26 protein-coding genes are annotated in these 25442 nt (G+C 64.7%); 10 read left to right on the top strand and 16 right to left on the bottom strand.

The annotated features are described in order from the left end of the window. Window positions 1-79 precede the first annotated feature (79 nt). A complete protein-coding gene (locus UP09_RS33740) occupies window positions 80-835 on the bottom strand; it encodes a glycerophosphodiester phosphodiesterase (RefSeq protein ID WP_044542588.1) in 756 nt (251 codons plus the stop codon). A 5-nt stretch (window positions 836-840) separates the two neighbouring features. Continuing rightward, a complete protein-coding gene (locus UP09_RS33735) occupies window positions 841-1308 on the bottom strand; it encodes a RidA family protein (RefSeq protein WP_044542763.1) in 468 nt (155 codons plus the stop codon). 254 nt (window positions 1309-1562) lie between these two features. Between UP09_RS33735 and UP09_RS33730 the strand changes: the two genes are divergently transcribed. Beyond that, window positions 1563-2429: a cell envelope integrity EipB family protein gene (locus tag UP09_RS33730; protein WP_082070390.1), complete on the top strand. Its 867-nt coding sequence runs from the start codon at window positions 1563-1565 to the stop codon at window positions 2427-2429. A 409-nt stretch (window positions 2430-2838) separates the two neighbouring features. Then, window positions 2839-3240, top strand: coding sequence for a RidA family protein (locus UP09_RS33725; protein ID WP_044542587.1), 402 nt, complete (start codon window positions 2839-2841; stop codon window positions 3238-3240). A 144-nt stretch (window positions 3241-3384) separates the two neighbouring features. On the opposite strand, the gene UP09_RS33720 is transcribed toward UP09_RS33725, so the two are convergent. After that, on the bottom strand, window positions 3385-4701 hold the full coding sequence (locus UP09_RS33720) for a DNA polymerase IV (protein WP_082070389.1): 1317 nt from the start codon (window positions 4699-4701) through the stop codon (window positions 3385-3387). Then, window positions 4680-4979, bottom strand: coding sequence for a DUF3572 domain-containing protein (locus UP09_RS33715; protein ID WP_044542585.1), 300 nt, complete (start codon window positions 4977-4979; stop codon window positions 4680-4682). Before UP09_RS33715 ends, UP09_RS33720 begins: the two co-directional genes overlap by 22 nt. A gap of 229 nt (window positions 4980-5208) precedes the next feature. Between UP09_RS33715 and UP09_RS33710 the strand changes: the two genes are divergently transcribed. Together UP09_RS33710 and UP09_RS33705 are read left to right on the top strand one after the other, a co-directional pair. Then, a complete protein-coding gene (locus UP09_RS33710; protein WP_027538546.1) occupies window positions 5209-5574 on the top strand; it encodes a response regulator in 366 nt (121 codons plus the stop codon). Between the two features lie 15 nt (window positions 5575-5589). Next, complete coding sequence (locus tag UP09_RS33705; protein ID WP_044542584.1) at window positions 5590-6963, top strand: PleD family two-component system response regulator; 1374 nt, start codon at window positions 5590-5592, stop codon at window positions 6961-6963. A gap of 5 nt (window positions 6964-6968) precedes the next feature. Here UP09_RS33705 and UP09_RS33700 read toward each other — a convergent pair whose 3' ends face one another. Next, a complete protein-coding gene (locus tag UP09_RS33700) occupies window positions 6969-8174 on the bottom strand; it encodes a serine hydrolase domain-containing protein (RefSeq protein WP_156164905.1) in 1206 nt (401 codons plus the stop codon). A gap of 127 nt (window positions 8175-8301) precedes the next feature. Then, the gene (locus UP09_RS33695) at window positions 8302-8898 is read right to left on the bottom strand and encodes a TetR/AcrR family transcriptional regulator (RefSeq protein WP_044542583.1); all 597 of its coding nucleotides are present in this window, start codon (window positions 8896-8898) and stop codon (window positions 8302-8304) included. Window positions 8899-9031: 133 nt separating this feature from the next. On the opposite strand from UP09_RS33695, the gene UP09_RS33690 reads away from it, so the two are divergent. Beyond that, a complete protein-coding gene (locus UP09_RS33690) occupies window positions 9032-10264 on the top strand; it encodes an MFS transporter (protein WP_044542582.1) in 1233 nt (410 codons plus the stop codon). A 77-nt stretch (window positions 10265-10341) separates the two neighbouring features. Here UP09_RS33690 and rpmG read toward each other — a convergent pair whose 3' ends face one another. The 6 genes from rpmG to topA all read right to left on the bottom strand — a co-directional run bounded on the left by rpmG (window position 10342) and on the right by topA (window position 18581). Beyond that, on the bottom strand, window positions 10342-10509 hold the full coding sequence (rpmG, locus tag UP09_RS33685) for a 50S ribosomal protein L33 (RefSeq protein ID WP_027537094.1): 168 nt from the start codon (window positions 10507-10509) through the stop codon (window positions 10342-10344). 127 nt (window positions 10510-10636) lie between these two features. Next, a complete protein-coding gene (locus UP09_RS33680) occupies window positions 10637-11962 on the bottom strand; it encodes an LLM class flavin-dependent oxidoreductase (RefSeq protein ID WP_044542581.1) in 1326 nt (441 codons plus the stop codon). A gap of 268 nt (window positions 11963-12230) precedes the next feature. Beyond that, on the bottom strand, window positions 12231-12983 hold the full coding sequence (locus UP09_RS33675; RefSeq protein ID WP_044542580.1) for an NUDIX hydrolase: 753 nt from the start codon (window positions 12981-12983) through the stop codon (window positions 12231-12233). Window positions 12984-13020: 37 nt separating this feature from the next. Continuing rightward, window positions 13021-13461, bottom strand: a complete 441-nt coding sequence (locus UP09_RS33670; RefSeq protein ID WP_044542579.1) for a DUF983 domain-containing protein — start codon at window positions 13459-13461, stop codon at window positions 13021-13023. Then, complete coding sequence (gene rnr / locus UP09_RS33665) at window positions 13461-15830, bottom strand: ribonuclease R (RefSeq protein WP_044542578.1); 2370 nt, start codon at window positions 15828-15830, stop codon at window positions 13461-13463. The genes UP09_RS33670 and rnr overlap by 1 nt, the downstream gene beginning before the upstream one ends. Then, the gene (gene topA, locus UP09_RS33660) at window positions 15831-18581 is read right to left on the bottom strand and encodes a type I DNA topoisomerase (RefSeq protein ID WP_044542577.1); all 2751 of its coding nucleotides are present in this window, start codon (window positions 18579-18581) and stop codon (window positions 15831-15833) included. A gap of 227 nt (window positions 18582-18808) precedes the next feature. On the opposite strand from topA, the gene UP09_RS33655 reads away from it, so the two are divergent. After that, complete coding sequence (locus tag UP09_RS33655) at window positions 18809-19048, top strand: hypothetical protein (protein ID WP_044542576.1); 240 nt, start codon at window positions 18809-18811, stop codon at window positions 19046-19048. Window positions 19049-19298: 250 nt separating this feature from the next. Here the strand turns inward: UP09_RS33655 and UP09_RS33650 are convergent, their stop codons facing one another. After that, on the bottom strand, window positions 19299-19799 hold the full coding sequence (locus UP09_RS33650; protein ID WP_044542760.1) for a winged helix-turn-helix transcriptional regulator: 501 nt from the start codon (window positions 19797-19799) through the stop codon (window positions 19299-19301). A gap of 133 nt (window positions 19800-19932) precedes the next feature. Here UP09_RS33650 and UP09_RS33645 point away from each other — a divergent pair, with 133 nt between their 5' ends. Beyond that, complete coding sequence (locus UP09_RS33645) at window positions 19933-20706, top strand: SDR family NAD(P)-dependent oxidoreductase (RefSeq protein ID WP_044542759.1); 774 nt, start codon at window positions 19933-19935, stop codon at window positions 20704-20706. A 164-nt stretch (window positions 20707-20870) separates the two neighbouring features. Beyond that, window positions 20871-21044 carry a hypothetical protein gene (locus UP09_RS38305; protein ID WP_197082784.1) on the top strand — a complete coding sequence of 58 codons (174 nt, stop codon included), beginning with the start codon at window positions 20871-20873 and terminating at the stop codon, window positions 21042-21044. A 53-nt stretch (window positions 21045-21097) separates the two neighbouring features. On the opposite strand, the gene UP09_RS33640 is transcribed toward UP09_RS38305, so the two are convergent. After that, window positions 21098-21706, bottom strand: coding sequence for an FMN-dependent NADH-azoreductase (locus UP09_RS33640; protein ID WP_044542575.1), 609 nt, complete (start codon window positions 21704-21706; stop codon window positions 21098-21100). 99 nt (window positions 21707-21805) lie between these two features. On the opposite strand from UP09_RS33640, the gene UP09_RS33635 reads away from it, so the two are divergent. Next, complete coding sequence (locus tag UP09_RS33635; RefSeq protein WP_044542574.1) at window positions 21806-22213, top strand: winged helix-turn-helix transcriptional regulator; 408 nt, start codon at window positions 21806-21808, stop codon at window positions 22211-22213. A gap of 70 nt (window positions 22214-22283) precedes the next feature. Here UP09_RS33635 and dprA read toward each other — a convergent pair whose 3' ends face one another. After that, complete coding sequence (gene dprA, locus UP09_RS33630; RefSeq protein WP_044542573.1) at window positions 22284-23390, bottom strand: DNA-processing protein DprA; 1107 nt, start codon at window positions 23388-23390, stop codon at window positions 22284-22286. A 108-nt stretch (window positions 23391-23498) separates the two neighbouring features. On the opposite strand from dprA, the gene UP09_RS33625 reads away from it, so the two are divergent. Then, window positions 23499-24737 (top strand): amidase, encoded by a 1239-nt coding sequence (locus UP09_RS33625; RefSeq protein ID WP_044542758.1) that lies wholly within the window; start codon window positions 23499-23501, stop codon window positions 24735-24737. Between the two features lie 90 nt (window positions 24738-24827). On the opposite strand, the gene plsY is transcribed toward UP09_RS33625, so the two are convergent. Continuing rightward, window positions 24828-25421 carry a glycerol-3-phosphate 1-O-acyltransferase PlsY gene (gene plsY, locus UP09_RS33620; RefSeq protein WP_044542572.1) on the bottom strand — a complete coding sequence of 198 codons (594 nt, stop codon included), beginning with the start codon at window positions 25419-25421 and terminating at the stop codon, window positions 24828-24830. Between the last annotated feature and the right edge of the window lie 21 nt (window positions 25422-25442).

Genomic DNA, 25442 nt, shown 5'->3' with positions numbered 1-25442 from the left:
GATCAGCGATCGCGCATGGCGACCAACCCTAGCCAAGATCGTGCATCGCAGCGACGACTTCAAGGCTGCAAGGGGCATGTCAGGTTCCCGGGACGAACCCCTCGAAAATCATCTGGTCGGCGTAGCGCGCCGCGCGCTCGCGCTGTTCGGCGGTGCGTACGGTCCAGGCCAGCAGCGGGCAACCGAAGACATTACGGGCGATCCAGGGCGCCGGCGCCGGCAGCTGGTTGACCCAGAAGGCGACGAAATGCGGCTCGGTGCGGAAGCCGTGGCGCAGATGGAGCATGCTGTCGCGCTGCGCCTCCGTCAGCTTGGCCCAGGAGCCGTCGTCATCATAGGTGCGCTGGGCGGTGATGCCGCGCGGCAAGGCCGGCATGATCTCGCGCAGCGCCATTACCTGGTCGGGATCAAAGGACATCCCGACCACCGGGCCGGAATAGGATGACAGCACCTCCGCCATCCGCCGCACCAGCTTGCGGTCGCCGTCGAAATGGCTCTTCACCTCGACAATCAGCGGTACGCGGCCGGCCACCAACGCGCAGAGATCGCTCAGCGTCATCATCTGCTCGGGCGTGTTCTTGAACGTGACCGCCTTCAGTTCCGCCGCGGTTTTGGTCAGCAGCGCGCCCGAGCCTTCGGTGAGGCGGCCGAGTGCATCGTCGTGATGCACCATCGCCTCACCGTCGGCGGTGAGCTGGATATCGCACTCGATGGCGAAATTGCCGGCCACCGCGGCTTGCGCGGCGGCCGGCATGTTCTCGATGACGCCGCGTGCGGCGTCATGCAGGCCGCGATGGGCGACCGGCCGCTTGGTCAGCCAATCAGGCGCGCGCATCGATATCAGGCGACTTCGAAGATGCCGTCGACTTCGACCGCCGCATCCGCGGGCAGCGAGGCGACGCCGACCGTGGTGCGGGCGTGACGGCCCTTGTCGCCGAAGGCGGCGACCATCAGGTCGGAGGCGCCGTTCAGCACCTTCGGTCCGTCGAGGAAGTCGGGCGTCGAATTGATGAAGCCGCCGAGCCGGACCACGCGCACCACCTTGTCGAGATCGCCGAGCGCGGCCTTGACCTGCGCCAGCAGGTTGATCGCGCAGCCGCGCGCTGCGGCCGCGCCCTGCTCGAGGGTGACGCCGGCCCCGAGCTTGCCCTTGGCGATCAGCTTGCCGTCGGCGCCGAAGCAGACCTGGCCCGACACGAACAGCAGGTTGCCGCTGCGGACGAAGGGTACATAGTTTGCGACTGGGGAGGCGGGCTCCGGCAGCGTGATGCCCTGTGCCGTCAGCTTCTGTTCGACCGTACCTGCCATGTTCTTGTCCCCGGTTGGATGATTTGTTGCCTGAAACGCGCTCAGGCCGGGCATTGTTTCGCGCATCGCGGCGCCGGTTGCAAGCGAGGGGGCTTCGCGAATACTTCTGCCGATCTGTGCGAAATCACACGGAAAGGTGCCGAAAAAGTCGGCATTGCCGTACCGGCCCGTTACCTTTTTGTGAAATCGCCCCAGTTGCGGCGCAATAGGGCCGTCTCTATTGTGGCGAGTCGCCGCGGCATCGAGGAGAAGCCATGATCCTGCCATTCCGGAATCCGTCGCGTGCCCTGGTGCTGACGTTCGCTGTTGTTGCAGGATCCGGCTGGGCGCACGGGCCGTCCGCCGCCGCCGCGAGCGGGGTGTTTCTCTCGCACCAGGCGCTCTACGAACTGAGCCTGGTCAAATCGCGCGGCAACAACGCGATCAGCGATGCGCGCGGGCGCATCCTCTACAATTTCTCGGGCAGCTCCTGCGAAGGCTACACGTCCGAGTTCCGCCAGGTGTCCGAACTCGACAGCGGCGAGGGCAAGGTGACGCTCTCCGATCTGCGCTCGACGTCCTGGGAGGATGCCGCGGGCAAGAGCTACCGGTTCAAGATCGACACCCGCATGAACGACAGCGATGCCGCGCCGGTCGACGGCGTGGCCGAGCGGGTCGGCGACCACATCACCGTGAAGCTCACCGAGCCGGTAAAGAAGACCTTCGATCTCGACGGCAATACCGTGTTCCCGACCGAGCAGATCCAGCACATCATCGCCGCGGCCCGCGCCGGCAAGTCGGTGCTCGAACTCACCGTCTATGACGGCTCCGACAATGGCGAGAAGGTCTACAACACGCTGTCGGTGATCGGCCAACCGATCCCGGGCGACCACGCCCCCGCATCGCCCGATCCGTCGACGTCGAACGACGTGATGAAGTCGATGACGCGCTGGCCGGTGACCGTGAGCTATTACGACCGCGACGCCAGGGCGAAGGACGGCGAGCAGACGCCGGTCTATGCGATGTCGTTCGAACTCTACGAGAACGGCGTCTCCCGCGCGCTGGTGCTCGACTACAACGATTTCGTGATTTCGGGCGCGATGGGCAAGTTCGACGTCAAGGACTCGAAGCCCTGCAAGTGAGGGGCTGATTTTGCGACAAATTCAGCCGTCGTCCCGGCGAAGCAGGCTGTGTAAAAACTCGATCGCGGCGGGTCTCGATAGAATAGAACTCTATGCGACTCGACTTGCAGGTCGTCGGCCAACTATTCGGTTCTCTCATCTCACACGGCAGAATCAGGTTCTACGTCGAAGCGTCACTCTCGAGTTTTTACACAGCCTGGAAGGCCGGGACCCATTACCACCGTTAGAGGTGATGGAGTTCGCTGGGGCCACAGCGTCGCGTAACAACACAATCCTGTGGTTATGGGTTCCGGCCTTCGCCGGGACGACGGCGGAGCAAGCTGTCGGCATCCCGGCATCACGCGCGGCTGGCCGGAACCTCCGGACCCGGATACGCTTCCCCAACAACACGTGTCAGGGAGGCACCACCATGAGCAAGCTCGACCATCTTCGCCCCAGCGGCCTTCACCACAATCCAGCGTACTCCCACGTCGTCGTCGCCTCGGGCGCGCGCACGATTTATATCGCGGGACAGGTATCCACCGACGACGAGGGACGGCTGGTCGGTCCCGGTGACCTCGCCGCACAGACGACACAGGTCATGCACAATATCGGCCTGGCACTCAAAGCCGCTGGCGCGACCTACGCTAACATCGTCAAGATCACCACCTTCGTCGTCGGCTATAAGCCAGAGCTGCGTCCGATCATCGGCAAGGCGCGCTCGGTGTTCTTCGAGGGCATGGAGCCGCCGGCCTCTACGCTCGTCGGCGTCTCCGCGCTCGCGGCTCCGGAATGGTTGATCGAGATCGAAGCGGTGGCGGTCGTGGATTGAGTTCGCTCTATCCACGTCATTCCGGGGCGATGCGAAGCATCGAACTACGGTGCGCAATTGCGCACCTGAGAATCTCGAGATTCCCCGGTGCGCAATTGCGCACCTGCGGTCTGGTCCTTCGGACCATCCCGGAATGACAATCTCTCAATCCTCCGCCGGTTTCTCCGGCCCATCATAGGCAATGCCCCTGATCACGGCGTCATTGCCGAACTTCTTGCGCAGGCTGTCGATCGCGCGTTCGGCGTGGGCGGAGCGGCGGTCGAGCATGTCGGCGTCATTGGCCTGTGAGCCGGGCCGCAGCGCGCTGACGCCGGTGCCCATCAGGCGGAAGGCGGTGCCGTCGATCTCCTTCGCCAGCATCTCGCGCGACACTGCAAAGATCTTGGCGGCGAGCTGCGTCGGGGTCTGGATCGACTGCGAGCGGGTGCGCTGGCGGAAGTCCGCGGTCTTCAGCTTCAGCGTAATGGTGCAGCCGGAGAGATCGCTGGCCTTCAGCCGCACAGAGACTTTTTCGGACAGTTTCCAGAGTAGTTTTTCCAGCGGCGCGAAATCGCGGACGTCGGTCTCGAACGTGGTCTCGCTCGAGATCGTCTTGGCGCCGCGATCGGCCACCACCGGGCGATCGTCGATGCCGCGCGCCAGCCGCCACAGCCGGCGGCCTTCGCTGGCGAACTGCTTCATCAGCTCGGTCTCGTCGGCGCGCTGCAGGTCGGCGATAACGCGGAAGCCGCGCTGCACCAGTTTCTCCTGCGTCGCCGGCCCGACGCCATAGATGAAGCCGACCGGCTTGCCGGCCAGCATCTCGCGGGCTTCGTGCTGGTCAAGCGCGGCAAAGCCGCGGGGCTTGTCGAGATCGGAGGCGATCTTGGCCAGGAACTTGTTGCAGGACAGGCCGACCGACACCGTGATCCCGATATCGCGCTCGACATCGCGCGCGAACTTCGCCAGCACCTTGGCCGGGATCATGCCGTGGACGCGCTGGGTGCCGGACAGATCGAGGAAGGCCTCGTCGATCGACAGCGGCTCGACCAGCGGCGTCAGCGCCTGCATGGCGTGGCGCACCTCGCGCCCGACCCGGACATATTTCGCCATGTCCGGCCGGATCACGGCCGCGCCCGGGCAGAGATCGAGCGCCTTGAACATCGGCATCGCCGAGCGGACGCCGTAGGTGCGGGCGATGTAGCAGGCGGCCGACACGACGCCGCGCTTGCCGCCGCCGATGATGACCGGCCGGTCGGCGATCTCAGGATTGTCGCGCTTTTCGACCGTGGCGTAGAACGCGTCGCAGTCGATATGCGCGAGCGCCAGCGCGGGGAGGGTGCGATGGCGCACCAGCCGCGGCGAGCCGCAATGGCTGCACCGCTTCGCCTTGATGTCGAGATCGCCGAGGCAGTCTCGGCAGAAACTGAGGGGGCCGTCGAAAGTTGGCGCCGCCGCCGTCACGGCACGTCGCGCTCCCACTGCGGATCACCCAGCGCCTGATGGGCGGCGGCAATGTTGGTCGGGTGCAGTTCCGAGGCCGCAGCAAAGGCTTTCACTGTGGCATCGTCGCGCATCACGAAATCGAGCACGCTCGCGAGAAATTGAGGATCGGACGCCGCGTTCCGCAACGTCTCCGGCCCGATTCCACTCTCGGCCAGAAACAACCCGAGACGTTCAGGATCGCCGGCAATGAAGCTCAGCGCCTGAATCGCAACGATTTCAGCGACTTCCCGAGGGTTGTGAACAGGCTTTTTCAAAGCGCCGGTTTGCCTTTCCGTTAACTTATGGTCTCTAATGAGAAGCCCATCATGCCCGAGTCTTCCAGGCGTATTCAAGCAACGGAAACCACGCTGCGGAAGTTGTACTGTGGGGTTAACGGGTTAGAGCGATTCTGGCGCTAGTTTGAATTCACATTTTCTACGCGCCCCAAGCGCGGTGCGTGATGCACCGCAGGCGGGCCCGTTCTCGAGATTTGGGAGGGACGGGATGGCCAAAACCGTCCTGATCGTGGAGGACAACGAGCTCAATATGAAGCTCTTTCGCGATCTGTTGGAAGCGCATGGCTATCAGACCTCGGGCACCAGCAATGGTTTCGAGGCGCTCGATCTCGTCCGCAAGCTGCGCCCCGATCTGATCCTGATGGATATCCAGTTGCCGCAAGTGTCCGGCCTCGAAGTCACGCGCTGGATCAAGGACGATCCCGAACTGCGCGCGATTCCGGTGGTCGCGGTCACCGCCTTCGCCATGAAGGGTGATGAAGAACGTATCCGCGAAGGCGGCTGCGAGGCCTATTTGTCCAAGCCGATCTCGGTCGGGAAATTCATTGAGACTGTCCGACGCTTTATCGGATAGGGGAGTAGTGGTTCGATGTCCGCGCGTATCCTCGTCGTCGATGACGTTCCGGCCAACGTCAAGCTGCTGGAAGCCCGGCTGTCGGCCGAATATTTCGATGTGCTGACCGCGTCCAACGGAACCGAGGCGCTGGATATCTGCACCCGCGCCGAATGCGACATCATCCTGCTCGATGTCATGATGCCCGACATGGACGGTTTCGAGGTCTGCCGCCGGCTGAAGTCCAATCCGGCGACCCATTTCATTCCCGTCGTCATCGTCACCGCACTGGACAGTCCCTCCGATCGCGTTCGCGGCCTCGAAGCCGGCGCCGATGATTTCCTGACCAAGCCGGTGTCCGACGTCGTGCTGATCGCGCGGGTGCGTTCGCTGACCCGGCTGAAGATGATGACCGATGAGCTGCGCATGCGCGCCATCACTTCGCTCGAGATCGGCATGCAGGCGCCCGAGCGCAGCGCGATCGCCGACAAGGGCATGGGCGGCCGCATCCTGCTGGTCGACGACCGGCCGTCGTCCTATGAGAAGCTGGCACCGATCCTGTCCGCCGAGCACACCGTCGATGTCGAAGTCAATCCGTCGGAAGCGCTGTTCCATGCGGCCGAGGGCAATTACGACCTGCTGATCGTGTCGCTCGGTCTCAACAATTACGATGGCTTGCGCCTGTGCAGCCAGGCGCGCTCGCTGGAGCGCACCCGCCAGGTCCCGATTCTCGCGATCTCGGATGCCGACAACAACGCGCGGCTGATGCGCGGGCTCGAGATCGGCGTCAACGACTATCTGCTGCGCCCGGTCGACAAGAACGAGCTGCTGGCGCGGGCGCGGACCCAGATCCGCCGCCGCCGCTACACGGACCATTTGCGCGACAACGTACAGAACTCGATCGAAATGGCGATCACCGACGCGCTGACCGGCCTGCATAACCGCCGCTACATGGAAAGCCATCTCGGCACGCTGGCCGAGCAGGCCTCAACGCGCGGCAAGCCGTTGGCGCTGATGATCCTCGACATCGATTACTTCAAGGCGATCAACGACACCTACGGCCATGACGCCGGCGACGACGTGCTGCGCGAATTCGCGGTCCGCATCCGCAAGTCGATCCGCGGCATCGATCTCGCCTGCCGCTACGGTGGCGAGGAATTCGTGATCGTGATGCCGGAAACCGACCTCCACGTCGCCGGCATGGTCGCCGAGCGGCTGCGCCGCTCGATTGCCGGCGAGACCTTTGCCGTCGACAAGGGCAACAAGCGGATCGAGGTCACGATCTCGATCGGCCTCACCACGCTGGAACGCAAGGGCGAGCCGGTCGCCGACGTGCTCAAGCGCGCCGACACCGCGCTCTACCGCGCCAAGCACGACGGCCGCAACCGGGTGGTTTCGGCCGCCGCCTAACGCCCTTAGCGCCCGCGCTTCACCGCGTCATAGGCCATCCGCTTGAACTCGAACGAGAACGGATGGACGAACGCCATCTGGCGCTGCGCCATCATCACGCCCGCGATATTGGCGTTCGGCGAGATCCACCATTGCGTGCCGGCGACGCCGCCCCAGTAGAATTCGCCGGCCGCGTCGGGATGATCGATCGGCGAGGGCGTCTGGATCAGGCCGCCGGCAAGTCCGTGCACCTTGCCGGGCTGCTCGCCCATCATCGCGAAACGGATCCATTGTCCCGGCGTGAGCTGGTTGGTCATCGCCTGTGCGATTGTGTCCGGCTTGAGCAGGGTCGGTCCGCCCGGCAGCAGGCTGCGGATCAGCGCCACCATGTCGGGCAGTGTCGAAACCAGACCGCCGCCGCCATTGAGTCTTGCGACCGGGCGCAGATAAGCGCCGGGGAAGGGCGCATTGTCGGTGCGGGTGAGGCCCGGCTTCATCGGCTCCATCAGATCCGCGCCGGCGTAGTACGCGACGAACCTGTTCTGGTCCTTCTCCGGCACCACGAAGCCGGTATCGACCATGCCGAGCGGATCGAGAATCCGTGCCTTGATGAACTTGTCGAACGGTTGCCCGCTGATGACTTCCACCAGCCGCGCGACCACGTCGATCGCGAGAGAATACTCCCACGACGTGCCCGGGTGATAGATCAGCGGCAGGTCGGCCAGCACGTCCACCATGTCAGCCAAGGTCGTGTTGGGATTGTGGACCCCGCGCTCGTTGAGAGCCTTGAAGATGACGGTGCCGGGGTCGAAGAAGCCGTAGCTCAGGCCGGCGCTGTGGCTCAGCAACTGGCGGATGGTGATCGAGCTTTTGGCAGGCTCGGTGTCATCGATCGACGTCGCGCCTGGCCGCAAGACCTTCCGGTTGCCGAGCTGGGGAATGAATGTTTCGATTGCGTCGTCGAGCTTGAGGCGGCCTTCCTCGAACAGCAGCAGCGCCGCGCAGGAGGTGACCAGCTTGGTGTTGGAGAAGACACGGAAGATGTGGTCGGTGCGCAGCGGAATCTGCGCTTCCTTGTCGGCCCATCCGACGCAGCTGACATCGACGAGCTCGCGGCCGACCATGACCGCGGACGAGATGCCGGACAGCAGATCGTTGTCGATGTAGCGCTGCATGGCCGCGCGCGCCGGCGCAAAATCGTAGCCGGTGGCGGTCACCTTCAGGTCTTCCATGGTCGCTCCTCGTTGAATGGCTGCTGTCGCGTTCGCCGGACAATCTCGTCCCGCGGAATATTCATTTGGTGATATCGTCGCGCGGTCAGTGCTAACAACCAAACCGGAGTTCGGGACGCAACCGAATTCAGCCGGCGAGCGCCTTCGCCGCGGGACCGGATTTGTCGATCGTCACCCCGGCGTTTGCCAACAGCACCCTCGCGGCTTCCTTGGCCGCCCGCGCCATCCCCGGATCGTCGCGCACCAGGTCCTGGGCGATCGAGCCGTCGACCAGCAGCACGAGCTGGGTCGCAAGTCCCTCGGCATCGGCGACGCCGAGCTGTGTCAGCAGATCGCGAAACCAGACGCGGCGGCTTTCCTTGAAGGCAATGGCGATCTTCTTGACGCCGCGGTCGTCCGGTCCAAGCTCGGCCACCGCGTTGACGAACGGGCAGCCGCGAAAATCCTTGGCTGCAAAGCGCCGCTCCAGCGAATCGAAGGTCGCAAGGATCTGCTCGGCCGGCGGCTTGTCGGAGGGGCGAGGCTGCACGAAGCGGCGCTGCAGATAGGCTGCGATCAGCGCGTCCTTCGACGGGAAGTGGTTGTACAGCGTCCGCTTGCTGATGCCGATCTCGGCCGCGATGGTGTCGACGCCGATGGCGCGAATGCCCTGCAGATAGAACAGTCTGTCGGCGGTCTCGAGGATCCGCTCTTTCATGGTCTGTTTGGGAGGCGGGGAAGCCATGCGTCGGCCATGATCCTCTTGGCTTGACAGCAGGAGGCTTGTATAGACTAATTACACAGGTCTGTGTAACTAAAACAAGCGGGAATCGCAGGCCGCGGCTATCGTGCTGCGCCGAAACGGGAGACCAAAAACAATGCCCCTGTTGCAGATCCTGCGTCCCACGCTTCCGATCCTGATTGGCGCCTCCATCATGCTCACGCTGAGCATGGGGCTGCGGCAGAGCCTCGGCATTTTCCTGCAGCCGCTGACCCACGACATCCACATCTCGGTGTCCGATTTCACGCTGGCGCTCGCCGTGCAGAACCTCGCCTGGGGCTTTCTGCAACCGCTCGCCGGTGCGATGACGGTGCGCTACGGCTTCCGCCCGATCATGATGGTCGGCGCGCTGCTCTATATCGCGGGCCTTGCGCTGATGACGACCGCGCACGGCCTGGTCAGTGTCATGATCGGCGGCGGCGTGCTGATCGGCACCTCGCTCGCCTGCACCGCGGCTGCGATCGCAATGTCGGTCGCCGCGCGCGCGGTGCCCGCAACGGTACGCTCGACCGTGCTCGGCATCGTCTCCGCCGCGGGCTCGCTCGGTGCGCTGCTGTCGGCGCCGATCGGCCAGATGCTCAACGAAGGATTCGGCTGGCGCGTCGGACTTGCCGCCTTCGTGATTCTGTCCGTGTTCATGATCCCGGCTGCCTGGTATGCCGGCCGCGTCGACAACATTCCGCTGCCGAAGCCCGCAGCCGACGACATCGGCAATGCCAGTGCTGCGACCGCGGTGAAGACCGCCTTCAGCAACGCATCCTTCGTGGTGATGACCTGCGCTTACCTCGTCTGCGGCATGCAGCTCGTCTTTCTCACCACGCATCTGCCGTCCTATCTGGCGATCTGCGGCCTCGATCCGATGTTGAGCGCGCAGACGCTCGGCATGATCGGCGGCTTCAACGTGCTGGGCTCGCTGTTCTTCGGCTGGGCCGGCCAGCGCTGGAACAAGCTCGCGCTGCTCGGCGGCATCTACATTTTCCGCTCGCTGGCGCTGGCCTGGTACTTCATGCTGCCGGCGACGCCCGCCTCGACGCTGCTGTTCGGCGCCATCATGGGCTTCCTCTGGATGGGCGTCGGTCCGCTGGTCGCAGGCGCGGTCGCTGAGATGTTCGGGCTGCGCTGGCAGGCGATGATCCAGGGCCTTGCCTTCATGAGCCACCAGATCGGCAGCTTCCTCGGCGCCTATGGCGGAGGGCTGATCTACGACACGCTCGGCTCCTACACGATGGCCTGGCGGATCGGCGTCGCGCTTGGCCTTGCCGGCGGCATCATCCAGGTGGCCTTCGCATTGATCAGGCCGTCGCAGCCGCCGGTCCTGAGGACGGCTTAGCCGGCTCGTGTAAGAGCGCATCTGAAACGCAAAACGGGGCCACGAAGGCCCCGTTTGAATATCCGAACCAAGCGATCTTACTTGATCTTGGATTCCTTGAACTCGACGTGCTTGCGCGCCACGGGATCGTACTTCTTCTTGACCAGCTTGTCGGTCATGGTGCGCGAATTCTTCTTGGCGACGTAGTAGAAGCCGGTATCGGCCGTCGACACGAGCTTGACCTTGATGGTGACCGCTTTGGCCATGTGCAAAACCTCGAAAATGCAGGGATATCGGGAGCCGGCCAAATCGGCCCGCGTTTGGCCGGGAAACTAGCCGCAAACCGCCCAAAGTCAAGGATTTCCCGGCCGAAACAACAGCGATTCCGGCCAATTAACCCTCGAAGAACCGGTTTTTCGGCCGCGGCAAGCCCAAATTCTCGCGCAGCGTCTTGCCCTCGTATTCTTTGCGGAAAATCCCGCGCTTCTGCAGTTCCGGCACCACCCTGTCGACGAACTCGAACAATCCCTGCGGCAGATAGGGGAACATGATGTTGAAGCCGTCGCTGCCGCGGCCCGTCAGCCATTCCTCCATCTGGTCGGCGATGGTTTGCGGCGTACCGACGAAGGCAAGCCCGCCATAGCCGCCGACGCGCTGGGCGAGCTGGCGCACGGTGAGCTTGTCGCGCGCGGCGACATCGACCATGCGCTGCCGGCCGCTCTTGCTGGCGTTGGTTTCGGGAATCGGCGGCAGCTGCCCGTCGGGATCGAAGCCGGAGGCGTCGGTGCCGAGGATCACCGAGAGCGAGGCGATCGCGCTCTCATAGTGCACGCGGCTGTCGAGCAGCGCGCGCTTCTCCTTGGCTTCCTCGACGCTGTCGCCGACCACGACGAAGGCGCCGGGCAGGATCTTCAGATGCTCGGGATCGCGGCCGATCTTCTCCATGCGGCCCTTGACATCGGCATAGAGCTTCTGTCCGTCGGCGAGGCTGCCGCCGCCGGTGAAGACGGCTTCCGCCGTCTCGGCCGCAAGCTGCCTGCCGTCCTCGGACGCACCGGCCTGCACGATCACGGGCCAGCCCTGCACGGGGCGGGCGATATTCAGCGGACCGCGCACCGAGAGATATTTGCCCTTGTGATCGAGCACATGCATCTTCGAGGGATCGAAGAACAGCCCGGACTCGACGTCGCGCACAAAGGCGTCGTCGGCGAAGGAATCCCACAGACCAGTGACGACGTCATAAAACTCGCGGGCGCGCTTGTAGCGCTCGGCATGCTCCATGTGGTCGTCGAGGCCGAAATTCAGCGCCGCATCGGGATTGGACGTGGTGACGATGTTCCAGCCGGCGCGGCCGTCGGAGATGTGGTCGAGCGAGGCGAAGCGGCGAGCGACGTGATAGGGCTCGTCGAAGGTGGTCGAGCCGGTCGCGATCAGGCCGATATGCTCGGTGACGGCTGAGAGCGCCGACAGCAGCGTGAATGGCTCGAACGAGGTCACGGTGTGGCTGCGCTTCAGCGCATTGACCGGCATATTGAGCACGGCCAGATGGTCGGCCATGAAGAAGGCGTCGAACTTGCCGGCTTCCAGCTTGCGGATCAGCTGCTTGATGTGGCCGAAGTTGAAATTGGCGTCCGGCCAGGCGCCGGGATAGCGCCAGGCGCCGGTGTGGATGCTGACCGGCCGCATGAATGCGCCGAGCTTGAGTTGACGCTTCGCCATTGCCCCGTTCCGTCGTTGATGTCGTTAGCGGAACAGATAGGGAGGCGATCAGGGCTACGCCATCAATTCCGCTTGAGAAGAATTTTGCAATTTGAGGGACCGTTGGAGGATAAGTCCGCGGTCGCCCGTACCATCGGCATTGCGAGCCAACGGGTCGCGCGAACGCGCGCCCGATGACAGGCTCCGCGCAGCAATCCATCTCGCAGCTTGCTGAACCATGGATTGCTTCGTCGCTGCGCTTCTCGCAATGACGGGGATAGGGCGTCTCCTACGCCCCCAGCACGTCCTTCTGCATCTTGCCGCCGTAGAAATGGAAGAACGGCACGGCGGCGTCGTGGCGGAGCGGGCCGGTGGCGAGGCGGCGGTCGAGCTCGGCGAGCACGTTCTTGGTCATGGCGTGCGCATCGGCGAGCGGCTCGGAGCCGATCTCGACCCACACCAGCTTGACCAGTTCGGCATCGGCATGCACGACGCCTTCGACGCGGTGCGCGATGGCCGAGGCATCCGCGGTGAAGAAGCGGGTGTCGAAGCGGCGGACGCGGCCGGGCGGGGTGATCGCGCGTGCGATCAGGAACAGGCCGGACGGATCAGGCAGCAGGCCGGCTTCGGCGAACGGCGCCCAAGGACCTTCAAGTTTCGGGCCGTCGAGCTTTGCCGGCTTCTCGACCTTGCGGCCGAGGCAGAGACCGGTTTCCTCGCAGGCCTCGCGGATTGCGGCATTGGCGAGCGCGCGCGCACGGCCGGCCGTGATCTTCGGGCTGCCCTTCAACAGATTGGCTTCGAGCTCTGGCGTGATTGATGCTGCGACGGGAACGCGGTTGTCGGCCTTGTCGACGCGCCCGCCGGGGAAAACATATTTGCCCGGCATGAACACGACGTTGTCGTGGCGCTTGCCGACCAGCACTTTCGGCTTCGCACTGGTGCGATCGATCAGGATCAGCGTCGCCGCATCTTTGGGCCGGAAGTAGGGATGGTGATCGGCTTCTTTTCCTTCTTGGACGGCAACGGCGGCTTTAGTCATTTCATCCCCATCAGGTTCTTCTTGTCGTCCGGTTTAGCTAGACCGGCGGGATGTCGCTAGGGGCATTTTCGTCGAAGCCACCCATGCGCAATGCCCATTGCAGCCCGATCACGGCGCCTTTCACCGGCTGCAGCAGCGCCAGCGATGCGAACAGCGTGAATGGCAAGTAGATTGAAAGCTGCAGCCACACCGGCGGCGAATAATCGGTCTCGATCCACAGTGCGGTCGGTACCACGATATGGCCGACGATGATGATGACGAGATAGGCGGGCAAATCGTCGGCGCGATGCGGGGTGAAATCGAGGTCGCAGACCGGGCAGCGGCCGTCGCATTTGAGGAACGCGCGGAACAGTTTGCCCTGACCGCAGCGCGGGCAGCGACCACGGAAGCCGCGCTTCATCGCAGTCCATACGTCACGCTTCTCGGGCTGCGTGGTATCGCGGGTCCAGACAACCGTTGATGGGGTCACCGTTTCCATCACTTGCCTCGTTTCGATTTGCCGGACTTTTGCTTCCCCGGCTTGCCACCCTTCTTGTTGCGCGCTTTCTTTCCGTGATCCGCCTTGGCAAATCCCTTGGCAGGTCCCTTGGCAAATCCTTTGGCAGGTCCCGTGACACGCCGCTCGGGCCCTGCACCATCGCGCCCGCGTCTTCCGCCACGCGGAATAGCCTGACCATCAGCCAATAGCTCAAACCGCAGCGCGCCCGCCACTGGCGCTGCCTCGACCAGGCGGACGTCGACGACGTCGCCGAGCCGGTACATGGTTCCGCTGCGCGAGCCGATCAGCGCGTGGCGGGTTTCGTCATGGTTGAAATATTCGCTGCCGATGGTGCGGATCGGGATCAGGCCATCGGCGCCGGTGTCATCGAGCTTGACGAACAGGCCGGCACGGGTGACGCCGGAGACGCGGCCCTGGAAGGTGGCGCCGATGCGATCGGCGAGGAAATGCGCGATCAGCCGGTCGGCGGTCTCGCGTTCCGCCTTCATGGCGCGGCGTTCGGTGACGGAGATCTGTGCCGCGATCTCGGCGAGCGTTTCCAGCGTTTCGTCCTGCGGCAGCGCGCCTTCGCCGAGGCCCAGCGCGCGGATCAACGCGCGATGCACGATCAGATCGGCGTAGCGGCGGATTGGCGAGGTGAAATGCGCATAGCGGCGCAGGTTCAAGCCGAAATGGCCGTAATTCTCGGCGGAATATTCCGCCTGCGCCTGCGAGCGCAGCACCACCTCGTTGACCAGCGGCTCGTAATCCTCGCCCGAGACCTGCGCCAGCACGCGGTTGAATTGTGCGGGCCGCAGCGCGCCGGATTTGGTGAAGGGCAGGTCGAGCGTCTTCAAAAACTCCTGGAGATTGTGAACCTTCTCCTGGCTAGGCTCGTCGTGCACACGATAGATCAGCGGGAGGCTTTTCTTCTCCAGCATCTCGGCCGCGGCGACGTTGGCGAGGATCATGAACTCCTCGATCAGCCGGTGCGCATCCAGCCGTTGCGGCACGACCACGCGGTCGACGCTGCCGTCAGGCTTCAGGAGGATCTTGCGCTCGGGCAGATCGAGGTCGAGCGGGTCGCGCTCGTTGCGTGCGAGCTTGACCAGCGCGTAGGCCGTCCACAGCGGTTTGAGGATCGGATCGAGCAGGGGGCCGGTGGTGTCATCGGGCCTGCCGTCGATCGCGGCCTGCGCCTGCGCATAGTTGAGTTTCGCGGCCGATCGCATCAGCACGCGATGGAAGGTGTGCGAGCGCTTGCGGCCGTCGGCGCCGATCACCATCCGCACCGCGAGCGCGCCGCGCGGCTCGCCCGGCACCAGCGAGCACAGATCGTTGGAGATCCGCTCCGGTAGCATCGGCACCACGCGGTCGGGGAAGTAGACCGAGTTGCCGCGCTGGAGCGCATCGCGGTCGAGCGCCGAGTCGGGCCGCACATAGAAGGCGACGTCGGCGATCGCGACATGGACGATGTAGCCGCCCTTGTTGTTCGGATCTCCGTCCAGCTCCGCATGCACGGCGTCGTCGTGATCCTTGGCGTCGGGCGGATCGATGGTAACGAGCGGCACATCGCGCCAGTCCTCGCGGCCCTGCAGCGTCGCGGGTTTTGCCTCCTCGGATTCGCGGATCGCGGCGGGAGAGAAAATCTGCGGAATGTCGTGGGTGTGGATCGCGATCAAGCTGATCGCCTTCTCGCTCGACAGCGAGCCGAGGCGATCCTTGACGCGGCCGGAGCCGAGCCCGTAGCCGCGGCTGCGCACCAGATCGACGCTGACGAGATCGCCGTCCTCGGCGCCGCCGGTATCTGTTGTGGCGATGTTGAGCTCGCGGCCGGCCTGCTTCTTGTCGACCGGGATCAGTCGTCCGCCGCCATCAGGGTTGCGGCGGAAGATGCCGAGGATGCGGCTCTTCGCGTGGTCGATCACTTTGATGACGCGACCGCGATAGGGCGTTCCGTCGCCCTCGTCCGAGACGTCGACCCGCAGCAGCGCGCGGTCGCCGACACCGGCGGCGGTGCCGGGCTTCGGGCGCCGCGGGGTCTCGATGCGGATCTTTGGCGCGGGGCCGTTGTCTTCCGAGTCCCACTCGGCGGGCGTGGCGATCAGCTCGCCATCGCTGTCGCGGCCGGTGATGTCGGCGAGCACGGTCGGCGGCAGTGCGGCCGGCTGAAGGATCTTGCGGCCGTGCTTGGCGACCGTGCCGTCGTCGGCGAGTTCGCGCAGGATCTTCTTCAGCTCGGCGCGGTCGGCGTTCTTCAGGCCGAACTCGCGGGCGATCTCGCGGGTACCGACCTTGCCTGGATTGGCGCGAATGAAAGCGACGATGGCGTCCCGGGCCGGAAAGCCATGGTCGTGTTTTGGTTTCACTTATCCTCTTGCCTTGCCGGCGCTCTTCTTCGCGGGTGCTTTGGTTGGTGCCGCGGGCTTCGCGGCCGAGGTCTTGGCAGCTGACGAGACCGGCGCGCGCGCCTTGCTGACCGCGTCAGACTTCGGCTTTGCGGCGGACTTCTTCCCCGCGGCCTTCTTGGCGGGCTTGGCCTCAGCGTCGCCATCAGCCTTCGCTGATTTGGCCGGCTTCGCAGCTTTCGTCTTCTTGACCTTCTTGCCACCGCCCTTGGCGGCGCGCTCGTCAATCAACGCGATCGCATCCGCAAGCGTCATCTCGTCGGGCGTCTTGTCGCTCGGGATCGTCGCATTGACGCCACCAGCGGTGACGTAGGCGCCATAGCGGCCGTTCTTCAGCGCAACTGCGCCGAGCGAGGGGTGATCGCCGAGCGGCTTGCCGGGATCGGCGCCGAAGCGGCGGCCGCTCGGGCCCTTGGCGACCTTCTCCGCAATCAGCGTGACGGCGCGGTTCAGTCCGATGTCGAATACCTCGTCGCCGGACTCGAGGCTGGCATAGGTTTTCTCATGCTTGACGAACGGCCCGAAGCGGCCGAGGCCGGCCGTGATCGGCTCGCCGGTCTCCGGATGCTTGCCGATCTCGCGCGGCAGCGACAGCAGTTTTAGCGCAAGCTCGAGGTCGACATCGCCGGGCGACGTGCCCTTGGGAATTCCCGCGCGCTTCGGCTTCTCGCCTTCGGCGTAATCCTTCTGCTCGCCGCGCTGGATGTAGGGACCGAACCGGCCGGCCTTCACCACGACATCAAGATCCGTTTCGGGGTCCTTGCCGAGGATGCGGTCGGCACTCTCGGCGTTGTCGGCCGCGAGCGGACGGGTGTAACGGCATTCCGGATAATTCGAGCAGCCGACGAAGGCGCCGAACTTGCCGGCTTTCAGATTGAGCTTGCCGGTGCCGCAGGTCGGGCACTGCCTGACGTCGCCGCCATCGTCGCGCGGCGGATAGATGTGCGGGCCCAGCATGCCGTCGAGCGCGTCGAGCACTTCGGCGACCCTGAGGTCCTTGATGTCGTTCACGGCGCCGATGAAGCCGGTCCAGAAATCCTTCAGCACCTGCTGCCAGGGAATCTCGTTGTTGGAGACACGGTCGAGCTGCTCCTCGAGATCGGCGGTGAAGTCGTACTCGACGTAGCGCGCGAAGAAGTTTTCCAGGAACGCTACCACGACGCGGCCCTTGTCCTCGCCGTGCAGCCGCTTCTTCTCCAGCTTGACGTAGCCGCGGTCCTTCAGCACCTGCAGGATCGAGGCATAGGTCGAGGGACGGCCGATGCCGAGCTCTTCCATCCGCTTCACCAGCGAGGCTTCCGAGAAGCGCGGCGGCGGCTCGGTGAAATGCTGGGTGACGGCGAGGCTCTGGCGCTTCACGGCCTCGCCCGCGCTCATCGCGGGCAGGCGGCGAGACTCATCGTCCTCCTCGTCGTCACGGCTTTCCTGATAGAGCGCGAGGAAGCCGTCGAACTTGATGACCTGACCCGAGGCGCGCAGCTCCAGCGTGCGGGCGCCGGCCTTGGCTTCGATATCGACGGTGGTGCGCTCGAGCTCCGCCGATTCCATCTGGCTTGCGATGGTCCGCTTCCAGATCAGCTCATAGAGCCGCGCCTGGTCGGCATCGAGCCGGCGGCCGATCGAGGCCGGGCGACGCGACAGATCAGTCGGGCGGATCGCTTCGTGCGCTTCCTGGGCGTTCTTGGCCTTGGCCTGGTACTGGCGCGGGGCATCCGGCACATAGGCGTTGCCGTAGTCCTCGCCGATCACCTTGCGGGCCTGGGTGATGGCGGACGGATCGATCTGGACGCCGTCGGTACGCATATAGGTGATGAGGCCTGTGGTCTCGCCGCCGATGTCGATACCTTCATAAAGACGCTGCGCGATGCGCATGGTGTGCGCCGGGGCGAAGCCGAGCTTGCGGCTGGCCTCCTGCTGCAAGGTTGAGGTGGTGAAGGGCGCCTGCGGGTTGCGCCGCGCAGGCTTGGCCTCGACGGTCGCGACCTTGAACAGCGCGGCCTCGATCGCCTTTTTGAGATCCTCGGCTTCCGCGCCGGTGCCGATGTCGAGGCGCTGGATCTTCTTGCCATCGGCACCGACGAGACGCGCTTCGAAGGCATCGCCGCGCGGCGTCAGTAGCGTCGCGACCAGCGACCAGTATTCGCGGGGGACGAACTTTTCGATCTCGAGCTCGCGGTCGCAGACCAGCCGCAGCGCGACCGACTGCACGCGGCCCGCCGAGCGCGCGCCGGGCAGTTTGCGCCACAGCACCGGGGAGAGCGTGAAGCCGACCAGATAGTCCAGTGCGCGGCGCGCCATATAGGCGTCGACCAGCGCGCCGTCGATCTGGCGCGGCGCCTTCATGGCGTCGGTGACCGCCTGCTTGGTGATGGCGTTGAACACCACGCGCTCGACCTTCTGGTCCTTCAGCGCGCGCTTCTCCTTCATCACTTCAAGCACGTGCCAGGAGATCGCTTCGCCCTCGCGATCAGGGTCGGTTGCGAGAATCAGGCGGTCGGCGCCCTTCAGCGCCTTGGCGATGTCGTTGAGCCGGCCGGCGGCCTTGGCATCGATCTCCCAGATCATCTGGAAATTGGCGTCCGGATCGACCGATCCGTTCTTGGCCGGGAGGTCGCGAACATGGCCGAACGACGCCAGGACCTCGTAGGAGGACCCCAGATATTTGTTGATCGTCTTGGCCTTGGCCGGCGACTCCACAATGACGATATTCATGTCATTCCAATGGTTTACAGGAAAATTTGAAGGTCGGTTCCGCTAGACTCGCGGCCCGCCATGTCGGGGCGAACATGGGTGCTGGGGCGGTCCCTGTCAAATCGACAGATATTGAAGGGGCAGTTTTCGGTGTGAGAATCCTATCCCCAGAGTTGAAAAATACGCCCTAGAGTTGCGGCCGGAAACAGCGTATCTCTCTTTATACAGGTGCAGGGGAAGTAGCCTTCTTGAGCAGGACAGAAGGCGGCCGGAAGCGCAAAGCGTCCAGCCGGCGTCGATCGGCTGACGATGATACAGGTGGGGAGGGCAGCGCGGATGACGCCCTGGTCCTGATCGCAGCAGCCGTGACCCAACTCGCCGGACTGGCCCAGCGCAACAAATTCAGGGTGCTCGACCATTTGCTCGCGATGGCGCGGCTGGAAGCCGACGAACAGATGCGGGTGCGGAGCAGGCGGAAACTGTCGTGAGGTGGTGTCATTGCCCGCGAAGGCGAAGGCGGGCGATCCAGTATTCCAGAGGCGCCTGTGCTTGAACCGAGAGGCCGCGGCGTACTGGGTCGCCCGGTCCATGTGCGCAATTGCGCACAGGCCGGGCGATGACAGTTTTGGGTGGGGACGCAGCTTCACCTTCTCGCGACATGATTTGCCCGAGCTTTCGCGGGAGGGCTTGCCATGTCGGGCAACTCAGTGACCCGGGTTATGCGGGCACAGAGCAACGCTATGCGGTTACGCGTTTGCGTTTCGCCGGTCGCGGCTTCAGCATGGTCGCGGCGGCATCCAGCACGCGGCCGTCCTGCGAATAGAGCGCGAGCTTCTTCACCGGCTTGCCGTTGTCGCGGTCGACCATGATCGTCGCGATCTCGTCTGGATGCTCGTCGAACTCCTCGGTCCATTGCCGCAGCGCGACCAGGATCGGGAAGATGCCGCGCCCCTTCGGCGTCAGCACATATTCCTGATAGACGCTGCCGTCGGAGGCGGGGACCATCTTCAGAATGCCACGCTCGACCAGCGTGCGCAGCCGGCTCGCGAGGATGTTCTTTGCCAGGCCGAGGCTCTCCTGGAATTCGCCGAAGCGGCGCCGGCCGAGGCTGGCATCGCGGATGATCAAGAGCGACCACCAGTCGCCGAACACGTCGAGCGCACGTGCGACCGGGCAACCGTCACCTGCAAGACTGGTTCGTTTCACGCTGGGTCTCCGGAAAGCTTCTTGTTTGAGCATGATCTCTTCGGAAAACCGCTTCACACTTTTCCGGATCATGCTCGATCATCACGCCCTTGTGTAGTTGCAATATTAAACCGGATGTCCTAGTTAGGCAATGAAGTTTAATAATGCAACCAAAGAGGAGGCGGACGTGAGACTCGCAAACAAGACGGCATTGATCACCGGCGGCAACAGCGGCATTGGCCTTGCAACCGCAAAACTGTTCGTGGCCGAAGGCGCGAAGGTCGTCATCACCGGGCGTAACAAGGAGACGCTCGCGGCAGCGGCGAAGGAACTCGGGTCGAACGGACTTGCGGTGGTGGCCGACGCCACTGACGTCGCGGCGCTCGAAGCCGCGGTGAAGCAGGGCGCGGAGAAATTCGGCAAGTTCGACGTCGTATTCGCCAATGCCGGCATTCCCGGGCAGACGCCGCTCGGCGGCACCACGCTCGCGGCGTTCGAGAACGTGATCCGGACCAATCTCACCGGCGTGTTCTTCACCGTGCAGGCGGCTGTGCCCTATCTCAACGACGGCGCGTCCATCATCCTCAACGGCTCGGTGATCTCGGTGCTCGGCAATCCCGGCTATTCGGCCTATGCGGCGAGCAAGGCCGGCGTGCGCGCGATGGCGCGGGTGATGGCCTCGGAACTGTCGCCACGCAACATCCGCGTCAATGTGGTGGCGCCGGGCGCGGTACGCACCCCGATCTGGGGCGCCGCGACCGCGACGCCGGAAGCCGAAAAAATCTTCGAGGCGCGGATCGGCAAGACCACGCCGCTCGGACGCATTGGTGAACCCCATCACATTTCGAAGACGGTGCTGTTCCTGGCTTCGGACGATTCAGCGCATGTGCAGGGACAGGAACTGTTCGTCGATGGCGGTGCGACGGCCTCGCCCGCGGGGGCGCCGATCTATCGCGGCTGAATCATCGCTTAATATAAAATCAGCCGGTGTGATCCGCATCACGCCGGCTGAACATTTGCGCATGTAGGGTCGCGCGAGCCAAATCAATTGAACCTTTGACCGACCACAGGGACTCCTGAATGGGCCGGGATTTTTTCAGTGCAGATTCATTTGGAGTTGCCATCATGCCCAAAGCAATTGCGCCAAAATCTGCCCCCATCCCGACATCGGTTCCGGTTTCATCCGCCTCCGAAAGTTCAGATACGTCTCAGCTTGTCACGATCGCATTGTTTTCAGGCATCGGTCTGTTGATTTCACTCGTCGCCGTGATTTGCGGAATCCAGGGCGCCTGGTTCTGACTTCGTCGACCTGACAGCCCGCCGTCGCCGAAGCGACGGCAGGCATTTTGGCGTCAGGCTGCGTTCAGGCTGCCTGCGGCCAGCAGCGCGCCGGCGACGGCCTTTTCGCGATGCTCGGGACCGACCATGATGCCATCGGCAGGGATGAATTCGAGGTTTGTCACCCCAATGAAGCCGAACACCCCGCGCAGATAGGTCTCGAGATGCTCGAGCGCGGCCATCGGCGTGCCGGCGCCGTAGAAGCCGCCGCGCGAGATCGCGACGATGACGCGCTTGTTGCCGGCCAGCCCCTCGACGCCATTAGCGCCGTATTTGAAGGTCTTGCCCGCAACCACGACGCGGTCGATCCAGGCCTTGAGCTGGCTCGGAATCGTAAAATTGTACATGGGCGCGCCGATCACGACGATATCGGCGGCCAGGAACTCGTCCAGCACGGCTTGTCCGGCAGCGATGTCGTTGCGCAGCGACGGTTCCGGCGTGGCACCCTGGCCGGCGGCGAGGTGGGAGCCCGTGAGGTGGCCAAGCGGGGCCGTGGAGAGGTCGCGATAGGTCACGGCGAGGCCGGGATTGGCTTGGCGCAGCCGCTCGACGGCGGCGGCGGAGACCTGGCGGCTGACGGAGTGGGGGCCGAGGACGCTGGAATCGAGATGCAGGAGTTTCATGGCAGGTGTCACCTTTGGTATATATTTGTAACTGGCGCTATATGAGTGACTGTCGTAAATCTCCGCAAGAACGCACATTTTTGAAACCAGAGCACAGCAATGAGACCCGAGAACATCCGTGTGCCTGCCCTACCGCCGCTGCCGGGACCGGCAGGTGACCACAGCGATTGCCGCGCGGTGGCCTCGGTGCTGGCGCGGGTCGGCGACAAATGGAGCGTGTTCGTGATCATGGTGCTGATCGACGGGCCACGGCGCTTCAACGAGCTCAAGCGCACCATCGCTGGCATCTCGCAGCGGATGCTGACGCTCACCCTGCGCGGGCTGGAGCGCGACGGCCTGGTGACGCGCACGATATTCCCGACCATTCCGCCGCGGGTCGATTACGAATTGACCGACCTCGGCCGCGGACTGGCGGAGCCGGTGAAGGCGCTCGGCCAATGGGCGTTCGCACATCTGCCCGAGATCGAGGGCGCGCGCACGCGGTTCGATGGGCGGAATGACGGTTGAACGTCCAGCTTTGTCCACGTCATTGCTGTGCAATGACGGGGAAGCGATTACGGCCTAATTTCCCAGAACGCTAAATCATCGACACCAGTCCGCCGCCGTGGCGCTCGAGCTTGCCGGCGAGCTCGAGCTCCAGCAGCACCGCGCGTGCAACCGCTGGCGATACATCCGCCATCCGGATCAGATCGTCGAGGCTGATCGGTGTCGGGCCGAGCAGATCGATGATCCGGTTGCGGTCGGGCGCGCCGGTGGAAAAATCCAGCGGATCGTCGTCTTCGCGCGCGGACAACATGATTGGCCGCTCCATGATCGGTGCGACCGCGTTGATGACGTCGGCGGCTTCGGTGACCAAGGTCGCGCCCTGCTTGATCAGGTCGTTGGTGCCGGCGGCGCGCGGATCGATCGGCGAGCCCGGCACCGCGAACACCTCGCGGCCCTGTTCGGCCGCCATCCGCGCGGTGATCAGCGAGCCCGAGCGATGCGCGGCCTCGACGATGACAACGCCGAGCGAAGCGCCCGAGATCAGCCGGTTGCGGCGGGGGAAGTCGCGCGCCCGCGGCACATGGCCGAGCGGCATTTCGGAGATCGCAGCACCCTGGTCGAGCAGCGCCGTCAACAAGTCCGTATGCTCGGGCGGATAGATCCTGTCGTGGCCGCCGGCCAGCACCGCGACCGTGCCGCTGGCGACGGTGGCGCGATGCGCCGCCTGGTCGATGCCGCGGGCCAGACCCGAGATCACGATAAAGCCGGCGTCGCCGAGATCGCGCGCGAGGGTGCCTGCAAATTTCAGCCCGGCGCCGGAGGCGTTGCGCGAGCCGACGATCGCGATGATCGGCCGCGTCAGGGTTTCCAGCGCGCCGCGCGTGCCGAGCAGCGGCGGCGCATCGTCGATGGTGGCAAGCCGCGGCGGATAATGGGCTTCATCGGGCGCGATGAGATCGACGCCGAACTTTTCGCAGGCCGCGAGCTCTGCGGCGGCGTCGGCCTCGCTGCAGATGCGGCCCGGTCCCGATGCGCCGCCGCGGCGCGCGAGATCGGGCAGGCGATCCAGCGCGCTCGCCGCATCGCCGAAATGGCGGAGCAGGGATGCAAAAGTGCGCGGCCCGACATTGTCGGAGCGGATCAACCTGAGGCGGTTGAGCCGTTCGGCGTCGGAGATCTTGTGCGGGCGGTCATGCATGCGGGGTGCAGCTTGGCCCAACCGGAGATTGCGATCAACCGGCCCATTGGCTTGCCCGCACGCGAACCGCTGCGTACAAACGGCCGACAGCAGCAGGATGCAGTGCCCATGATCTCACTTGCCGACCTTCAGCAACGCATCGAACGGGGCGCGCTTTCGCCCGATACCGCCATCGGCCAATCGCTGGAGGCGATCGGCGCGCAGGACAAGACCATCGGCGCCTTCGTCTGCACCGATGCGAACGCCCGCGCGCAATCGTCCGGGCCGCTCTGCGGCATCGCGGTCGGCATCAAGGACATCATCGATACCGCCGATTTCCCGACCGAGATGGGTGCACAGATCTACCGTGGTAATCGCCCACGCGCCGATGCGCCGGTCGTGATGGCGCTGAAGCGCGCCGGCGCGACCATCATCGGCAAGACCACGACGACGGCGTTCGCGGCGAACGATCCGACCGCAACCCTCAATCCGCACAATCATGGCCATACGCCGGGTGGATCGTCGGCCGGCTCGGCGGCAGCGGTAGGCGCCGGGATGATCCCGCTGGCGTTGGGGACACAGACCGGCGGCTCGGTGATCCGGCCGGCCTCGTTCTGCGGCGTCGCCGCGATCAAGCCGAGCTATCGGCTGCTGCCGACGGTCGGCGTGAAATGTTTCTCGTGGACCCTTGATACGGTCGGGCTGTTTGCGCCCGGCGTGCGCGACGTCGCGGCTGGACTATCGGCGATGACCAACAGGCCGGAGCTGCTGGTGCCGGCGAGCGTTGCGGCGCCGCGGATCGGCGTGGTGACGCAGGCCTTTGCCGACGCACCGGAGGCGTCGGGCGCGGCGGCGCTGCAGAAGGCGTCGCGTGCGGCGGAAAAGGCTGGCGCATCGGTGCGCGAGCTAGCGATGCCGGAGATCGTCGCGGAGGCGTGGCGCATCCATCCCATCGTGCAGGAGTTCGAGGCGCATCAGTCGTTCGCCTGGGAGTACGGGCAGAATTACGACGCGATGCCGCCGCTGCTGCGCGGTCGGCTCGACGAGAGCAAGGGCGGTACGCCCGCCGAGTACGATGCCGCGATGGACGTCACCCTGCGGGCGCGGCGGGCGCTCGCCGCCATCTTCGACGAGGTCGACGTGCTGCTGACGCTGTCGGCGCCGGGCGCAGCACCTGCGGGTTTGGCGTCGACCGGCGATCCCCGCTACAACCGGCTCTGGACTTTGATGGGCGTGCCCTGCGTCAATGTGCCGGCACTTGTTGCCGAGGGCGGATTGCCCGTCGGCGTGACCGTGATCGCGAAGTTCGGCGCTGACGCGCAGGCGCTGGCGGCGGCGAGCTTTGTCGAGGAGGCGCTGAGGGTTTAGGGCTCCGTCATTCCGGGATGGTCCGAAGGACCAGACCCGGAATCTCGAGATTCCGGGTTCTCGCTTCGCGAGCCCCGGAATGACAGGGGATTACTTCGCGCCGATCTTGCCTTCGGTGCCGGCCTGCAGCCGCTTGATGTTCTCGCGGTGCATGTAGAACAGCAGCAGCGTCAGCACGGCGAACAGCGACGCCAGCGCGGCGTGGCCGAACCACCACAGGAAGATCGGCGTCACGAAGGCCGCGACCAGCGCCGACAGCGACGAGTAGCGGCTGGTGTAGGCGGTGCCGAGCCAGATCGCGGCAAAGATCAGCGCCGCCGGCCAGAACAGGCCGAGCAGCACGCCGATATAGGTCGCGACACCCTTGCCGCCCTTGAATTTCAGCCAGACCGGAAAGAGATGGCCGAGGAAGGCGCCGAGCGCGGCCAGCATCGCCGCGTCAGGGCCGTCATAGGTCCCGGCGATGATGACGGCGACCGTGCCCTTGAGCATATCGCCGATCAAGGTCGCCGCGGCGAGGCCCTTGTGTCCGGTGCGCAGCACGTTGGTGGCGCCGATATTGCCTGAGCCGACCGAGCGCAGATCCTGCGTGCCGGCGAGCCTGGTCAGGATCAGGCCGAACGGGATCGAGCCGAGCAGGTAGCCGATCACCAATGCGACAATGAGAAACCAATCACCCGACATTGCGGAACCTCCCGTCGCGCC

The sequence above is a fragment of the Bradyrhizobium sp. LTSP885 genome (assembly GCF_000938305.1).
In the GTDB taxonomy this organism is placed as follows: Bacteria; Pseudomonadota; Alphaproteobacteria; order Rhizobiales; family Xanthobacteraceae; genus Bradyrhizobium.
The sequence above is the reverse complement of the archived record's forward strand: the minus strand, read 5'-3'. Positions and strand labels throughout refer to the sequence as shown.

What these genes read in the sequence shown, in the direction of transcription:
- UP09_RS33740 (WP_044542588.1), bottom strand. Translation starts at nt 835, where the DNA reads ATGCGCGCGCCTGATTGGCTGACCAAGCGGCCGGTCGCCCATCGCGGC.
- UP09_RS33735 (WP_044542763.1), bottom strand. Translation starts at nt 1,308, where the DNA reads ATGGCAGGTACGGTCGAACAGAAGCTGACGGCACAGGGCATCACGCTG.
- UP09_RS33730 (WP_082070390.1), top strand. Translation starts at nt 1,563, where the DNA reads ATGATCCTGCCATTCCGGAATCCGTCGCGTGCCCTGGTGCTGACGTTC.
- UP09_RS33725 (WP_044542587.1), top strand. Translation starts at nt 2,839, where the DNA reads ATGAGCAAGCTCGACCATCTTCGCCCCAGCGGCCTTCACCACAATCCA.
- UP09_RS33710 (WP_027538546.1), top strand. Translation starts at nt 5,209, where the DNA reads ATGGCCAAAACCGTCCTGATCGTGGAGGACAACGAGCTCAATATGAAG.
- UP09_RS33705 (WP_044542584.1), top strand. Translation starts at nt 5,590, where the DNA reads ATGTCCGCGCGTATCCTCGTCGTCGATGACGTTCCGGCCAACGTCAAG.
- UP09_RS33700 (WP_156164905.1), bottom strand. Translation starts at nt 8,174, where the DNA reads ATGGAAGACCTGAAGGTGACCGCCACCGGCTACGATTTTGCGCCGGCG.
- UP09_RS33695 (WP_044542583.1), bottom strand. Translation starts at nt 8,898, where the DNA reads ATGGCTTCCCCGCCTCCCAAACAGACCATGAAAGAGCGGATCCTCGAG.
- UP09_RS33690 (WP_044542582.1), top strand. Translation starts at nt 9,032, where the DNA reads ATGCCCCTGTTGCAGATCCTGCGTCCCACGCTTCCGATCCTGATTGGC.
- rpmG (WP_027537094.1), bottom strand. Translation starts at nt 10,509, where the DNA reads ATGGCCAAAGCGGTCACCATCAAGGTCAAGCTCGTGTCGACGGCCGAT.
- UP09_RS33680 (WP_044542581.1), bottom strand. Translation starts at nt 11,962, where the DNA reads ATGGCGAAGCGTCAACTCAAGCTCGGCGCATTCATGCGGCCGGTCAGC.
- UP09_RS33675 (WP_044542580.1), bottom strand. Translation starts at nt 12,983, where the DNA reads ATGACTAAAGCCGCCGTTGCCGTCCAAGAAGGAAAAGAAGCCGATCAC.
- UP09_RS33670 (WP_044542579.1), bottom strand. Translation starts at nt 13,461, where the DNA reads ATGGAAACGGTGACCCCATCAACGGTTGTCTGGACCCGCGATACCACG.
- topA (WP_044542577.1), bottom strand. Translation starts at nt 18,581, where the DNA reads ATGAATATCGTCATTGTGGAGTCGCCGGCCAAGGCCAAGACGATCAAC.
- UP09_RS33650 (WP_044542760.1), bottom strand. Translation starts at nt 19,799, where the DNA reads ATGCTCAAACAAGAAGCTTTCCGGAGACCCAGCGTGAAACGAACCAGT.
- UP09_RS38305 (WP_197082784.1), top strand. Translation starts at nt 20,871, where the DNA reads ATGCCCAAAGCAATTGCGCCAAAATCTGCCCCCATCCCGACATCGGTT.
- UP09_RS33640 (WP_044542575.1), bottom strand. Translation starts at nt 21,706, where the DNA reads ATGAAACTCCTGCATCTCGATTCCAGCGTCCTCGGCCCCCACTCCGTC.
- UP09_RS33635 (WP_044542574.1), top strand. Translation starts at nt 21,806, where the DNA reads ATGAGACCCGAGAACATCCGTGTGCCTGCCCTACCGCCGCTGCCGGGA.
- dprA (WP_044542573.1), bottom strand. Translation starts at nt 23,390, where the DNA reads ATGCATGACCGCCCGCACAAGATCTCCGACGCCGAACGGCTCAACCGC.
- UP09_RS33625 (WP_044542758.1), top strand. Translation starts at nt 23,499, where the DNA reads ATGATCTCACTTGCCGACCTTCAGCAACGCATCGAACGGGGCGCGCTT.
- plsY (WP_044542572.1), bottom strand. Translation starts at nt 25,421, where the DNA reads ATGTCGGGTGATTGGTTTCTCATTGTCGCATTGGTGATCGGCTACCTG.